This window comes from Sulfuricella sp. (genome assembly GCA_041651995.1).
In the GTDB taxonomy this organism is placed as follows: domain Bacteria; phylum Pseudomonadota; class Gammaproteobacteria; order Burkholderiales; family Sulfuricellaceae; genus Sulfurimicrobium.
Window position 1 is genome coordinate 61,426 of the sequence record JBAZID010000007.1, and the last position, 13,637, is coordinate 75,062.

At 56.9% G+C, this 13,637-nt stretch carries 13 protein-coding genes; all 13 read left to right on the top strand.

What is annotated here, in order from left to right:
- On the top strand, window positions 1-1,167 hold the full coding sequence (gene lpxB, locus WC392_10460; protein ID MFA5242780.1) for a lipid-A-disaccharide synthase: 1,167 nt from the start codon (window positions 1-3) through the stop codon (window positions 1,165-1,167).
- Window positions 1,168-1,323: 156 nt separating this feature from the next.
- A complete protein-coding gene (gene rnhB / locus WC392_10465; GenBank protein MFA5242781.1) occupies window positions 1,324-1,899 on the top strand; it encodes a ribonuclease HII in 576 nt (191 codons plus the stop codon).
- Between the two features lie 17 nt (window positions 1,900-1,916).
- A complete protein-coding gene (locus WC392_10470) occupies window positions 1,917-2,372 on the top strand; it encodes a CopD family protein (protein MFA5242782.1) in 456 nt (151 codons plus the stop codon).
- Window positions 2,373-2,456: 84 nt separating this feature from the next.
- Window positions 2,457-3,317: a flagellar motor stator protein MotA gene (gene motA / locus WC392_10475; protein ID MFA5242783.1), complete on the top strand. Its 861-nt coding sequence runs from the start codon at window positions 2,457-2,459 to the stop codon at window positions 3,315-3,317.
- 88 nt (window positions 3,318-3,405) lie between these two features.
- Window positions 3,406-4,368 carry a flagellar motor protein MotB gene (gene motB / locus WC392_10480; GenBank protein ID MFA5242784.1) on the top strand — a complete coding sequence of 321 codons (963 nt, stop codon included), beginning with the start codon at window positions 3,406-3,408 and terminating at the stop codon, window positions 4,366-4,368.
- Window positions 4,369-4,381: 13 nt separating this feature from the next.
- A complete protein-coding gene (locus WC392_10485) occupies window positions 4,382-5,176 on the top strand; it encodes a class I SAM-dependent methyltransferase (GenBank protein ID MFA5242785.1) in 795 nt (264 codons plus the stop codon).
- A complete protein-coding gene (locus WC392_10490; GenBank protein ID MFA5242786.1) occupies window positions 5,173-6,642 on the top strand; it encodes an HDOD domain-containing protein in 1,470 nt (489 codons plus the stop codon). Before WC392_10485 ends, WC392_10490 begins: the two co-directional genes overlap by 4 nt.
- 66 nt (window positions 6,643-6,708) lie before the next feature.
- Window positions 6,709-8,025 (top strand): HD domain-containing phosphohydrolase, encoded by a 1,317-nt coding sequence (locus tag WC392_10495; protein ID MFA5242787.1) that lies wholly within the window; start codon window positions 6,709-6,711, stop codon window positions 8,023-8,025.
- Window positions 8,026-8,027: 2 nt separating this feature from the next.
- Entirely contained in the window at window positions 8,028-9,368 is a 1,341-nt protein-coding gene (locus WC392_10500) for a GGDEF domain-containing phosphodiesterase (protein ID MFA5242788.1), read from the top strand.
- 13 nt (window positions 9,369-9,381) lie between these two features.
- Complete coding sequence (locus WC392_10505) at window positions 9,382-10,236, top strand: pentapeptide repeat-containing protein (protein ID MFA5242789.1); 855 nt, start codon at window positions 9,382-9,384, stop codon at window positions 10,234-10,236.
- Window positions 10,203-11,024 carry an RNA methyltransferase gene (locus WC392_10510; GenBank protein ID MFA5242790.1) on the top strand — a complete coding sequence of 274 codons (822 nt, stop codon included), beginning with the start codon at window positions 10,203-10,205 and terminating at the stop codon, window positions 11,022-11,024. The genes WC392_10505 and WC392_10510 overlap by 34 nt, the downstream gene beginning before the upstream one ends.
- Window positions 11,025-11,087: 63 nt before the next feature.
- Window positions 11,088-11,357 (top strand): 30S ribosomal protein S15, encoded by a 270-nt coding sequence (rpsO, locus tag WC392_10515; protein MFA5242791.1) that lies wholly within the window; start codon window positions 11,088-11,090, stop codon window positions 11,355-11,357.
- A 64-nt stretch (window positions 11,358-11,421) separates the two neighbouring features.
- On the top strand, window positions 11,422-13,560 hold the full coding sequence (pnp, locus tag WC392_10520; GenBank protein ID MFA5242792.1) for a polyribonucleotide nucleotidyltransferase: 2,139 nt from the start codon (window positions 11,422-11,424) through the stop codon (window positions 13,558-13,560).
- Window positions 13,561-13,637 lie beyond the last annotated feature (77 nt).

Below are 13,637 nucleotides of genomic sequence, written 5' to 3' on the forward strand. Positions count from 1 at the left end.
GTGGCGGAAGGACACAGACTCAGGATTGGCATCGTCGCGGGCGAGGCTTCGGGTGACTTGCTTGGCAGCCATCTGATCGCCGCTCTCAGAGACAAGCTGCCGGATGTCGAGTTCGTCGGCATTGCCGGGCCAAAAATGCAGGCTGCCGGGGCAAAGTCCCTGTTCCCCATGGAAAAGCTGGCGGTGCGCGGCTACCTTGAGGTGTTGCGGCACTTTGCTGAAATACTCGGTATCCGGCGCAAACTCAAGCGTTATTTTCTCGCTAATCCGCCGGATTTGTTCATCGGTGTGGATGCGCCAGATTTCAATCTTGGCCTGGAAAAAACACTCAAGGCACACGGTATTCCTACCATTCACTATGTCAGCCCGTCGGTCTGGGCATGGCGCCGCGAGCGGGTCAAGACGATTGCGCGTTCGGTTACCCACATCCTTGCCCTGTTCCCCTTTGAGCCGAAAATATATGAAGAGGCGGGCGTATCCGTTACTTATGTCGGCCATCCCATGGCGGATGTACTGCCACAACAGCCTGACCGTGCTGCCATGCGTGCACAGCTCAAAATTCCAGCCCAGGGAAACGTCATTGCCTTGCTTCCGGGTAGCCGCCAAAGTGAATTGCACTACATGGCGGAATTGTTTATCCGGACGGCGCAGAAAATTGCCAGCATTGAACCGGATGTCCTCTTTCTGGTGCCGCTGGTCAGCCGCGAGACCCGGGATTTTTTCGAGGCCGCGCTGTACCGGTTGAACGGCGCGGATTTGCCGCTGAAAATCCTGTTCGGCCATGCGCATGCCGCATTGATGGCTGCCAATGTGGCGTTGGTGGCCTCTGGCACCGCCACGCTCGAAACCGCCCTGCTCAGGCGCCCCATGGTCATTACCTACAAACTGTCCCGGTTTTCAGCCTTTTTGATGCGGCGCAAGGGTTACCTGCCTTATGTCGGGCTGCCTAATGTTCTGGCCGGTCGTTTTATCGTGCCCGAACTGCTGCAGGAGGATGCCACGCCCGATAATCTGGCGCAGGCCTTGCTAAACCTGCTGAATGACACTCAGGTGCAAAATGGGTTGGATGCCGAGTTCCAGCACATGCAGGAAAGCCTGCGGCAAAATACGGCGGAACGCGCGTGCGAGGCGATTCTGAATTACTTGCCGCAGCGGAGCAAGGCATGATCCTGGAAAACTCAATTAACCACGGAGTTCACGGAGAACACGGAGTAAAAACAATGAATTGTGCATTTTTTGGCATTCACCCCTTGGGTGAGGTAATAAAAGGCTGTAAATTGCCCTTCTCCGTGCCCTCCGTGGTTTCGAATTAAGGTTTTTAAGATGATTTATCTGGCCGGCGTGGACGAAGCCGGGCGCGGGCCGCTGGTGGGCGCGGTATTTGCCGCGGCAGTGATTCTTGACCCCGCGCACCCCATTAGCGGCCTGGCGGATTCCAAGAAGCTGAGTGAAAAAAAGCGCGAATTCCTGGCGCTGGAAATCAGAAAATATGCGTTGGCCTGGTCGATTGCCAGTGCTTCGGCGGAAGAAATCGACCGCATCAATATTCTGCAGGCCAGCCTGTTGGCGATGAAGCGGGCAGTGGAGGGGCTGGCTGTGGTTCCCCATGAGGTTGTGGTGGATGGTTTGCACTGTCCAGCTCTGTCCTTGCCTGTACGCGCGGTGGTCAAGGGTGACAGCCTGGTTGCGGAAATTTCGGCAGCCTCCATCCTGGCCAAAACCGCAAGAGATGCCGAAATGCGTGAATTGCATCTGGTCTATCCGCACTATGACTTTGCACGACATAAAGGTTATCCTACGCCTGCGCATTTGCAGGCCATTCAGTGTCATGGCGTGATACCGCAGCACCGGCGCAGTTTTGGCCCGGTCAGGCGTGCGCTGGAATTGTTAATAAATTAAATCGGAGGGGTTTAGGTATGAAGTTCATGATCATGCTGCACGTGTTGGGAATCGTGATCTGGGTCGGGGGCATGTTCTTTGCCCACCAGTTACTGCGCCCGGTGGCGGCCGAATTGCTTGAACCGCCTCTGCGTCTGCAATTGTGGGCGGGTGTGTTCCGGCGTTTTTTCCCCTGGGTGTGGATCTGCGTTTTCGTGGTACTGGGATCGGGCCTGTTCATGATCATGCTGATGGGCGGGATGACGGTCATTCCTCTTTACGTGCACGCCATGCTGGGGCTTGGGTCAGCCATGATGGCAATTTTTGCTTATGTGTTCTTCGCGCCCTATGCCCGCCTCAAGGAAAGCGTGGCGAATCAGGACTGGAAAAGCGGAGGCGCTGCCTTGGCATTCATCCGGCAGCTGGTCGGCATCAACCTGAGCCTGGGGCTGGTCACGATTGCCTTGGCCACGGCAGGGGCCATGTTGGCATAGCGCGAGGCGGTATAAGTTGATAAAGTTGTCGCAAACATTTCGCTGGCATGAATTGGGCAAGCCTGCGACGAGAGGGGAATTAAAATGCTGGTGATTGTTGGTTATGTCGTCATTCTGGCATCAATTTTCGGTGGCTTTGCCATGGCGGGCGGCCATCTTGCATCGCTCTGGCAGCCCGTTGAGGTGATCATGATTGGCGGCGGAGCCCTGGGTGCAATGCTGGTTGGCAGTGGACCCAAGGTGATGAAGGCGACTTTCAAAGCGCTGCCGTCCATTTTCAAGGGCTCGAAATATACCAAGGCCTTGTACATGGAGTTGCTTACCCTGTTGTTCGAGTTGCTGGCCAAGGTGCGCAAGGAAGGTCTGATGTCGATTGAATCAGACGTGGAGGATCCACATGCCAGCCCGATTTTCAGCAAATATCCGACAATTGCACACGATCATCACGTGGTCGAATTCATTACCGATTATCTGCGCCTGATGGTGGGGGGCAACCTCAATGCCATGGAAATCGAGAACCTGATGGATAACGAAATCGAAACCCACCATCAGGAAGGCCACATTCCGGTTTCTGCCGTGGCCAAGCTGGGCGATGGCCTGCCGGCATTCGGCATCGTGGCGGCGGTGATGGGTGTGGTGCATACCATGGAATCGGTGGGTATTCCGCCCTCGGAGCTGGGCATGCTGATTGCCGCTGCGCTGGTGGGTACGTTCCTCGGTATTTTGCTGGCTTATGGTTTCGTGGGGCCGGTTTCGACCCTGCTGGAAAACAAGCTGCAGGAATCCAGCAAGGTATTCGAGTGCATCAAGGTGACCCTGCTTGCCAGCCTGAATGGCTATGCGCCCCAGGTGGCAGTGGAATTCGGCCGTAAAGTGCTTTATTCCACCGAACGTCCGAGCTTCCTTGAGCTGGAAGAACACGTCAAGCAGTCCAAGGGGAAATAACAAGTTGTCAGTCATCAGCTATCAGCCGTCAGCCCGTAGTTTGCCGCTGATAGCTGAATGCTGAATGCTGATTGCTGAAAGCTAAAATATGAGCGACGACTCCCAACGCCCCATAGTCATCAAGAAAATCAAGAAAAGCGCTCACGGCCACCATGGCGGGGCGTGGAAAATCGCCTATGCGGATTTCGTGACCGCGATGATGGCCTTCTTCCTATTGATGTGGTTGCTGGGTTCAACCGCCAAGGGTGATATGGAAGGGATTGCGGAATATTTCAAAACTCCGCTCAAGGTCGCCCTGCAGGGCGGCACGGGCAGTGGCGATGCTTCCAGCGTGATCAAGGGTGGCGGTACGGATATCAGCCGCAAGGCGGGCCAGGTCAAGAAGGCGGAAGATCCTGTCAGCAAAAAGCGGGCCATCAATCTGGAAGCCGCCAAGGCCGAACTGGTGCGCAAGGAGAAACTGAAGCTCGAGGATCTCAAGGGCAAGCTGGAAAAAACCATTGATAGCAACCCATTGCTCAAGCAGTTCAAGAAACAGCTGATGCTGGATATCACCAAGGAGGGGTTGCGCATCCAGATCGTGGACGATCAGAACCGCCCCATGTTCGACAGCGGTGGCGCGCATCTTAAACCCTATACCCTGGTTATTCTGCGTGAAATCGGCAAGGTGCTGAACGAGGTGGATAACCGTATTTCGCTTTCCGGGCATACTGACGCCACACCTTATTCCGGGGGCGACAAGGGTTACAGCAACTGGGAACTGTCGGCTGACCGCGCCAACGCTTCGCGCCGCGAGTTGGTCGCTGGCGGCATGGAGGATGGAAAAATGCTGCGTGTGGTCGGCTTGTCTTCAGCCGTTCCCTTTGATCAGGAAAACCCGGCCAGTCCTGTCAATCGCCGCATCAGCATCATTGTCATGAACCGGGAAGCTGAAGAAGCCATTACCAAAGCGGACAAGGCCGAACTTGAAATCGCCAGCAAGGAGGATGTGGCCGGTACGCTGCAGGAAAAAGGTAAAGAGGCGGCAGGTGCAGATCCAGCCAAGCACTGAAATCGTGGCCCCTATGCCTGAGGACTCGCCTTCCACCAGAGGCGTGGCGCCGGGCATGAAGTCATTGCTGGTGCAAATCGTGGCAGTGATGCTGTGGCTGATGCTGGGCACGCCCTTGCTGGAGCGAGTGGGGGTATTTCTGTTGCCGCTGCACCATGCCCTGTGTGTGGGTGGCCTGGCAGCCGCACTGGGCTGGGCGTGGCGGCTGCCACGCTGGTGGCTGCCGATCAATTTTCTGTTCGTGCCCGCGCTGCTGGCGATGCATGGCCTGGCGCTCGCTTCGTACTGGTATATGGCTGCTTTTGCGCTGTTGCTTCTGGTTTACTGGAGCGTCGCCAGAACCCAGGTCCCCTTGTATCTTTCCAGCCGCAAGGCGTGGCAAGCCGTGGCAGAGCAGCTTCCGCCCTCTGCCGTGGTGGCGGATCTGGGCTCTGGCCTCGGTGGGCTGCTGCGTTTCCTTGTGCAGCTGCGGCCGGATGGGCGCTACGTGGGCATGGAAATTGCGCCGCTGCCCTTCCTGGTGAGCTGGCTACGCATGCGGCTTTGCAAGGGGTGTTGCGAAATTCGCTGGGGCAGTCTGTGGCGCGTCGATCTGCGGCCTTTCGACGTGGTCTATGCTTACCTCTCCCCGGTGCCCATGGCGGATTTGTGGCGCAAGATCCAGCGTGAGATGCGGCCCGGAACGCTATTTATCAGTAATACGTTCCAGGTCCCCGGCGTGGAGCCGAGCGAAGTGGTGGAGCTGGATGACTTGCACCAGTCCCGGCTTTATCTGTACCGCCTCGGTGCTGGCGGAAGTGAGCCATGAGCAAGCTGCCCGGGTCCATGGATGAGTGGGTCACGTTTCTGGAAAGTCAGGATGTGCCGGTGTTGCGCCGTACCATACGGGAACTCGACAGGTTGCGCCCCAGCGCGGAACGGCTGACAGCGTCGCAACTCGCGGTTGTTGTCCTGCGCGATCCACTCATGACGCTGAAACTCCTGCGGCTTGCCAATTCAGCGCGGCGCGGTCGGCTGGGCACTGAAATTACCAGTGTCGAACACGCCATCATGATGCTGGGCGCGGTGCCCTTGTTCAAAAAATTCGCTTCGCTGGTGGCGCTTGAGGACATGCTGGCGCAACAAGCGCTGGCACTCGCCAGCGTGCTTCAAGTCTACAGCCGCTCCCTGCATGCGGCCTATCAGGCCCGGCAGTGGGCCATCCAGCACCAGGATATCCGGGTTGAAGAGGTCTATATCGCGGCTCTTCTGCATGATATGAGCAATATCATGCTGTGGATTTATGCGCCGCAGCGCGCTCAGGAGATCCGCGATGCGGTGTGGCGCGAGCATCTGCACTACGGTGTGGCCCACGAAAAGATCATGGGTTTTTCAGTGGCGGACTTCCGCCTGGCATTGGCGGCTGCCTGGCGTTTTCCGGAAATGCTGGCGGAACTGGTGGATTGCCGCAATGCTGGAGTTCCGCGTGCACAAGGCGTGCTGTTGGGTGTATCCATCGCTCACATGGCTGAAAGAGGCTGGTACGGGGTGCAAATGGAAGCAACGCTGGAGGCGATGGCGGACAACCTGAACCTGCCGCAGGAAACGACAACCTGGCTGGTGCATCAGACCGCGGTTGCTGCCGCGCGGTACTGGGATTGGTATGGTGTGCCGCCTGCCGCTGCGTGGCTGCCCATGCTTCCAGGCACCTGGGAGGAAGAACGTTTGCCGGCCGCGGCACTGAACCAGGAGGAAGAAGGGGGTGAAACAGTTTGCCTGATGCCGGACTCTTTCAGCTTGCAGCAGGTGATGGACGAAATCAGCGCCCATCTGGATGGCTCACTCGATCTGCACGATATGATGACGCTGGTGTTGCGGGGGATGCATGAGGGGCTTGGCCTCAATCGCATCATCTTCAGCCTCATCTCTCGTGACCGCGCTTTTCTCAAAACAAAATATGTTCATGGCGTTCCTCTGGCTTCACCGTTGCGGCAGTTCGAAGTTGATCTGCGCAGCCCCAATTTGTTCGTGCGCCTGCTGGAGAAAATGCAGGGAGTCTGGTTCAGCCCCGCCAATGCCAAAATCCTTGCACCAATGATTCCGCCGGAAGTACGGAAAATAATCGGGGAGGGAGAGTTTTTCGCCATGTCCATCTTCGTGCATGGCAAGCCGGTAGGGTTGTTTTATGCCGACCGCGAACATGGCGAGTGCAGTCTGGATGAGCATACCTATATTGAATTCAAGAAATTGTGCGTGCGCGCAGCGGACGGTCTGGCTCATCTGGCAAGAAAATAAAAGAAAAACAGGGCCGTTTGCTGCCATATCCGGCAGCACTTTCGGCTAATCAGCTATGATATGCAAATGAAATTAAAAGTCCTGACAGAAGATCTTTCCCTGGGAATGTTTGTGTACGAGCTTGATCGCCCCTGGCTCGATACGCCCTTTGTTTTTCAGGGTTTTTTGATCGAACAGCAAGAGCAAATTGAAGATTTGCGCCTTTATTGCCGCTTTGTCCTGGTGGATCCGGCAAGGAGTACGGTGCCGGTAGGAGGGGTGTCTGGCGGGGCATCTGCCGCTTCCAGGGCTTCAGTTGCCACGGCGAAACGGCTGGAAGCCATGGAGCGCGTTGCGAGTGAACGCTCCATACTGGTACTGGAGGAAGCGCCGGCCCCGTCTTCGACACCCACTGGCCGGTTGCTGGCGAAATTGCGTACCCATTATCCTCCCCTGACAAAAGTCGAGGATGAGCTGCCCCTTGCGAAACAGACCCTGGAGCGGACAAGCGAGGCGGTGCGCTCGATACTTGAAGGCGTCATAAGCAAGGGTGTTCTGGACAGCAAGGTCCTGCATGAATCCATCGATGAGGTAACAGAGAGCGTCATCCGTAATCCTGACGCCTTGCTCCTGCTCTCTTATTTGAAGAAAAAAAGCAAGTATGCCTATGATCACGCAATCAGTGTGTCCATTCATCTTCTGGCTTTTGGCCGTCACATAGGACTGCCGAAGAAGCAGTTGCAAACGCTTGGAGCAGCCGGTCTCCTGTTGGATATTGGAATGGCCCGCCTGCCGGAAACCATTCTTGAAAAAAAAGGAAATTTGTCGTCAGAAGAATATGAGGCCATGAAGGAACATGTCCAGTTTGGTCTCGACATTATTCGCAGCAGCCCTGAAATTGCTCCTCAGACTGTTGAAATTATCACCCAGCACCATGAACGGGAAAATGGCAGCGGCTACCCGCAGGGTCTGAAAGAGCGGGAAATTACCCTGTTAGGAAAGATGGCCGCGATCGTTGACTGTTTTGTGGCCCTGATTAGCGAAAGGCCTTATGCGGACTCGGTTGCCCCTCTCGACGCCTTGCAAAAGCTGTACAACTGGCGCAAGGAGTATTACCACGAAGACATGGTGGAACAGTTTATCCAGTGTCTGGGCCCATATCCGGTAGGAAGTTATGTGGAACTGAATACCGGGGAAGTAGCCATTGTACTGGCGCATAATCGCATCAGGCGGCTCAAGCCCAGGGTAATGGTCTTCCTCGATACGGACAAAAAACCTTATACGTCACCCATTATGCTGGATTTGATCAATGCCCCTCCTGCATTCAATGACCAGCCCTATGAAATCAAATGCTCCCTGCCGGAGGGGGGGTACGTGATCGATTTGAAGGAATTTTACCTTTGAGCATGGAGAGAGGCGAGACCGGTGCCAGGTTTTTGACGCCCGGTCCGGCTGCATTGTCGTCCTCTCTACTCCCCGATCACTTGGGATTTATTACCGAGCTGGTTGCGGCGCTAAACAGTGCGCCTGCGGACGCCAAGGTGGGGGTTGCCTTGATATCGCTCGAATGTGTGGGCCGTATCGATGGCATGATGGGTTATCGGGCCGGAGATTCCTTGTGCATTCAGGTGGCGGGAATGTTGAGCCATGCCTTGAAGCCGGGAGACGGCATTTTCAGGGTCGGGCGTAATGAACTGGCTTGCCTGTTGAGAAACTTGCCCAGCGAAGCCCACGCTGTTCTCGCCGCTCACAAGATATTGCGCACCTTGAATACCTCCGTGTGTATTGATGAGTCCTATTTTTATGCAACCCCCTTTGTGGGTGTCGCGCTGGGTTCGAAAGAAAATTTCGATGGCGACTCAATTCTGCGTCAGGCAAATGTTGCAATGCACGAGGCCAAGCGAAGAAGGGACAGATTCGCTGTTTACGAAGCCAGGCTGGATACGCCGTATCTGCTGCAATTCAGGTTGCAGAACGATTTGCGCAATGCCATTACGGAAAACGCACTGGATGTTCATTTTCAGCCCAAGCTGGACTTGCGTTCCGGTAAGATTGCCGGGGTTGAGTCGCTGGCCAGATGGGAGCACGCATCAGAAGGCGCCATATCTCCCGGCAAGTTCATTGCTGTTGCCGAGGCATCGGGTTTTGTTTCTGATTTGACCATGCGCGTGCTGAACTCGGCTCTGTGTCATTACGATGCCATGCGGGCAGTCTCTGCAGATGTACATTTGGCCATCAATCTTTCGGCAAATGATTTGCAGGAAATACATTTGTCCGAAGTGATCCAGCAGATGCTGGGTATCTGGAATGTGCCTGCCAGCAGCCTTACCCTTGAATTAACCGAAACTGCCGTGATGGAGGATGATGCCATGTATGGCGAGTCGCTGGAGCGGCTCAAGGAAACGGGGGTTCGGCTTTCGATCGATGATTTCGGGACGGGTTATTCTTCCATGAGCCGCCTGCGCAGTTTGCCGGTGGATGAACTCAAGATCGATATGAGTTTTGTGAGGGGCATGCTTACCTCTTCCCAGGACGAAAGGATCGTTCATTCCATGATCGGGCTGGCCCATGATCTCGAGCTCCAGGTTGTGGCGGAAGGTGTTGAGGATTTAGCCACCTTGCTGCGGCTGAAAGAAATGGGCTGTGACCTGGTGCAGGGCTATTACGTCAGCAAGCCGCTGGACACGGAAAAAATCGTTGATTTTCTTGCTGCATGGAAAGTTTTGCCTGAACAGGCATGGGGATAAAGGGATTCCGGTATTGAGTGAACGTCAACTTTGGTATGTGCGCCGTGCGGGGGCGGTGAGCGGGCCTTTTCCAGGCCGGGTGGTGGCTAACCATGTTCTGCTGGGCAGGCTCGACCCTTCTGACGAAGTCAGTATGGACCAGCTGGAATGGCAGTCCCTGATGACAGTGCGCACCCTGTTGCCCGTGGAGTTGCTTGAACTGCAGACCACGAACGATCCGGAAAGGAAACGCTGGCTGGAAGAACGCCTCAAGGCTGCCCATCGCTGGGCGGATGAGCGCACCCACCTGGACCGGAGGTTGCAGGAAAATGCTGCCGGGCCGCGTGGTGAAGAGCGCCGCAAAATCAGCGTCAGCTCCGACGTGCTGGCCCTGCCGCACTTTCATCCCGAACTAGAGCGGTGGCCTTCGCGCCGGCGCTACCTCGGCGCAATAATTGTTGTCTCGATACTGGTGTTGCTGGTGACGCTGGGGCTGGTTTTTTACCCGCCCGTCAATCCGTTCAAGGTCGGTGTCGTCCCCGAACTGCCCCAGTGCCAGCATGACGCTGCGCCCAGGGTTAACTGGAGCGGTTGCGATAAACAGGAAATCCTCTTGCGGGGCGCCGACCTGAGCGGCAGCAATCTGACCTATGCCAATTTTTCCCGTGCCGACCTGTCCGGTTCCCGGCTCCGTCAGGCTGAACTGGCCGGGGCGAATTTCAATCAGGCCAATCTGAATGACGCCGATCTGGATGGCGCAAACCTGAGCTACAGCGACCTGCGCGGCGCCACGCTGGTTTCCGCTTCACTCAAGGGTGCCGTGCTGGACCGTGCCATCTGGCAGGATGGACGGGAATGCGCGATGGGCTCGCGAGGGCAGTGCCGGTGATTACCTCGCGCGACAATGACTTGTTCAAATCCCTCAGGAAGCTCGCCCAGAGCGGACGTGAAAGAAAAAAAACCGGGCAGGCGTTGCTGGATGGCGAGCATCTCATTACCGCGTATGTGGAGCAGGTCGGCTTGCCGCAAATGCTGATTGTCTCGGCTTCCGGTCAGCAGCGGGCAGAAATCTGTTCCGTGCTGGAAGCTTTGCCATCTGTCCATTTGGCGCTTATGAGCGATGTCCTGTTTCGGGAAATTGCACCAGTCGATGCGCCTACCGGCATTCTGGCGCGGGTGGCGGTGCCGCAGTTGACGATGGGGGAAAAGGTAAGTTTCGCGGTGTTTCTTGAAGCGCTTCAGGACCCCGGAAACCTCGGGTCCATCCTGCGCTCCGCTGCGGCTGCAGGCGCGCAGGCAGCCTACCTTTCAGCAGGCTGCGCGGATGCCTGGGCCCCCAAGGTACTGCGGGGAGGGATGGGCGCGCATTTTTGCCTGCCGATTCATGAAGGGGTGGATTTGCTTGCGGCTACGAGAAATTTTGCCGGAGATGTCATTGTCACCAGCCTGCAGGCTGAAGTGGATTTGTTTGATCTGGATCTCGCCGGGCCGGTAGCCTTCGTGATTGGCAACGAGGGGGCCGGCGTGTCGCCCGGCTTGCAGCAGGCCGCCACGCAGCGAATTCGCATCCCGATGCCGGGTGCAATGGAATCGCTCAATGCCGCAGCGGCTGCTGCAGTGTGTTTTTTTGAACGCGTGCGTCAGACGCGCATGGCGGGTAGTGCAAAAGGGTCTTAATTTACTTGTGAATTTCCCCTTAAAACAGGTAAAATGCACGATTTAAGTTTTTGGAGAGGGAAGATGTCTGTTAACACCGAGCAAAAAGCACAGATCGTGCGGGATTATCAAACTGGCGCTGCCGATACCGGCTCCCCGGAAGTTCAGGTTGCCCTGATGACCGCTCGCATCAATGACCTGACCGGGCATTTCAAGGATAACGCAAAGGACCATCATTCCCGTCGTGGCCTGCTCAAGATGGTCAGCAAGCGCCGCAAACTGCTGGACTACCTGAAGGGCAAGAGCGGCGATCGTTACCGTACCCTGATCGAGCGTCTGGGCCTGCGTAAATAAATTGTCTGTTAGTAGATAATTTATCGGCAACAAGCCTCGAGCAACAAGAAAAAAGGATCTGGCATTGAAGCATATCAAGAAAAGTTTTTCCTACGGGCGTCATGAAGTCACCCTGGAAACGGGCGAGATTGCTCGTCAGGCACATGGCGCCGTGATGGTGGACATGGATGGCACCGTGGTGCTGGTCACCGTGGTCGGCAACAAGGACGTCAAACCCGGGCAGGACTTCTTCCCGCTGACCGTCGATTATCAGGAACGCACTTACGCCGCAGGCAAGATCCCCGGCGGCTTCTTCAAGCGCGAGGGACGTCCCTCCGAGAAGGAAATCCTGACTTCGCGTCTGATTGACCGCCCCCTGCGTCCGCTGTTCCCGGAAGGCTTTTACAATGAAGTGCAGATCGTTGCCACGGTCATGTCTTCGAATGCCGAAATCGATGCCGATATCCCGGCCATGCTGGGCGCATCCGCTGCGCTCGCCATCTCCGGCATCCCCTTCGACGGCCCGATCGGCGCTGCGCGCGTGGGCTACATCGACGGTAGTTACGTGCTCAACCCGACCGCGACCGAACTGAAAACCACCCTGCTGGATCTGGTGGTAGCCGGTACCGACACGGCAGTCCTGATGGTCGAATCCGAAGCACAGCAGTTGCCCGAAGATATCATGCTGGGCGCGGTGGTATACGGCCACGACCAGATGCTTGCCGCCATCAACGCCATCAATGAACTGGCTGAAGAAGTTGCCGCTGAAGCCTGGGAATGGACCGCTCCCGAGAAGGACGCCGAACTGGTGGCGAAAATCGCCGAGCTGGCTGAAGCCGATGTGCGCAAGGCTTACCAGATCAAGCAAAAGCAGGCGCGCTACGCGCAGGTGGACGAAATCCGCAGCCGCGTGGTGGATGCAGTGGCGGGTGAAGGTGCGAATTCCGATCGCATCAACCATATCAAGAACCTCTTCCAGGACCTGGAAGCCAAGATCGTGCGCGGCCAGATCCTCGACGGTGAACCACGCATTGACGGTCGCGACACGCGCACCGTGCGCCCCATCACCATCCGCACCGGCGTATTGCCGCGCACCCACGGTTCCGCCCTGTTCACGCGTGGCGAAACCCAGGCGCTGGTAGTTTCCACGCTGGGCACGGCACGCGACGAGCAGAAAATCGATGCGCTGCAGGGTGAGTATTCCGACCGCTTCATGCTGCATTACAACTTTCCCCCGTACTCCACCGGCGAAACCGGCCGCGTGGGCACGCCCAAGCGCCGCGAAATCGGGCATGGCCGTCTGGCCAAGCGTGCCCTGGTGGCTGTATTGCCAGATGCTGCGGATTTTGCTTACTCCATGCGCGTGGTGTCCGAGATCACCGAATCCAATGGTTCCAGCTCCATGGCATCAGTCTGCGGTGGTTGCCTGTCCCTGATGGATGCAGGCGTGCCGCTCAAGGATCACGTGGCCGGTATCGCCATGGGCCTGATCAAGGAAGGAAATCGCTTTGCCGTGCTGACCGACATCCTGGGTGATGAAGATCACCTCGGCGACATGGACTTCAAGGTGGCCGGCACCGAGACTGGCGTGACCGCGCTACAGATGGACATCAAGATCAACGGCATCACCAAGGACATCATGCAGGCCGCCCTGAGCCAGGCCAAGGAAGGCCGCATGCACATTCTCGGCATCATGAAGGAAGCCGTTGGCAAACCGCGTGAAGAGCTGTCCGATTTCGCGCCGCGCATGATTACCATGAAGATCAACCCGGAAAAAATCCGTGACGTGATCGGCAAGGGTGGCGCGGTGATCCGTGCCCTGACGGAAGAAACCGGCACCAGCATCGACATCGGCGAGGACGGCACAGTTACCATTGCCTGCATGAGCTCCGAAGCCGGCGAACTGGCCAAGAAGCGCATTGCCGACATCACCGCCGAAGTGGAAGTGGGCAGGGCCTACGACGGCACCGTGCTCAAGCTGCTGGATTTCGGCGCCATTGTCAGCGTGCTGCCGGGCAAGGACGGTCTGTTGCACATCTCCCAGATCGCCCACGAGCGCGTCAACGCAGTAGCGGACCACCTCAAGGAAGGTCAGGCGGTCAAGGTGAAAGTGCTGGAAGCGGACGAAAAAGGGCGCCTGCGCCTGTCCATGAAAGCCCTGCTGGAAGCCCCGGCACCCGCAGTTCCGAAAGCACCCGCCGAGCAGCCGCAAGCAAGCGAGTAAGTAAGCAATACCGGCCGATGGCCAGAAAAAGCCCCGGAGGGAAATCTCCGGGGCTTTTTGTTGTGCGCTGAAGACGC

Excerpts from the sequence above, each read along its gene's own strand:
- rnhB (MFA5242781.1), top strand. The coding sequence starts at position 1,324 with ATGATTTATCTGGCCGGCGTGGACGAAGCCGGGCGCGGGCCGCTGGTG.
- WC392_10470 (MFA5242782.1), top strand. The coding sequence starts at position 1,917 with ATGAAGTTCATGATCATGCTGCACGTGTTGGGAATCGTGATCTGGGTC.
- motA (MFA5242783.1), top strand. The coding sequence starts at position 2,457 with ATGCTGGTGATTGTTGGTTATGTCGTCATTCTGGCATCAATTTTCGGT.
- motB (MFA5242784.1), top strand. The coding sequence starts at position 3,406 with ATGAGCGACGACTCCCAACGCCCCATAGTCATCAAGAAAATCAAGAAA.
- WC392_10485 (MFA5242785.1), top strand. The coding sequence starts at position 4,382 with ATGCCTGAGGACTCGCCTTCCACCAGAGGCGTGGCGCCGGGCATGAAG.
- WC392_10490 (MFA5242786.1), top strand. The coding sequence starts at position 5,173 with ATGAGCAAGCTGCCCGGGTCCATGGATGAGTGGGTCACGTTTCTGGAA.
- WC392_10495 (MFA5242787.1), top strand. The coding sequence starts at position 6,709 with ATGAAATTAAAAGTCCTGACAGAAGATCTTTCCCTGGGAATGTTTGTG.
- WC392_10500 (MFA5242788.1), top strand. The coding sequence starts at position 8,028 with ATGGAGAGAGGCGAGACCGGTGCCAGGTTTTTGACGCCCGGTCCGGCT.
- WC392_10510 (MFA5242790.1), top strand. The coding sequence starts at position 10,203 with ATGCGCGATGGGCTCGCGAGGGCAGTGCCGGTGATTACCTCGCGCGAC.
- rpsO (MFA5242791.1), top strand. The coding sequence starts at position 11,088 with ATGTCTGTTAACACCGAGCAAAAAGCACAGATCGTGCGGGATTATCAA.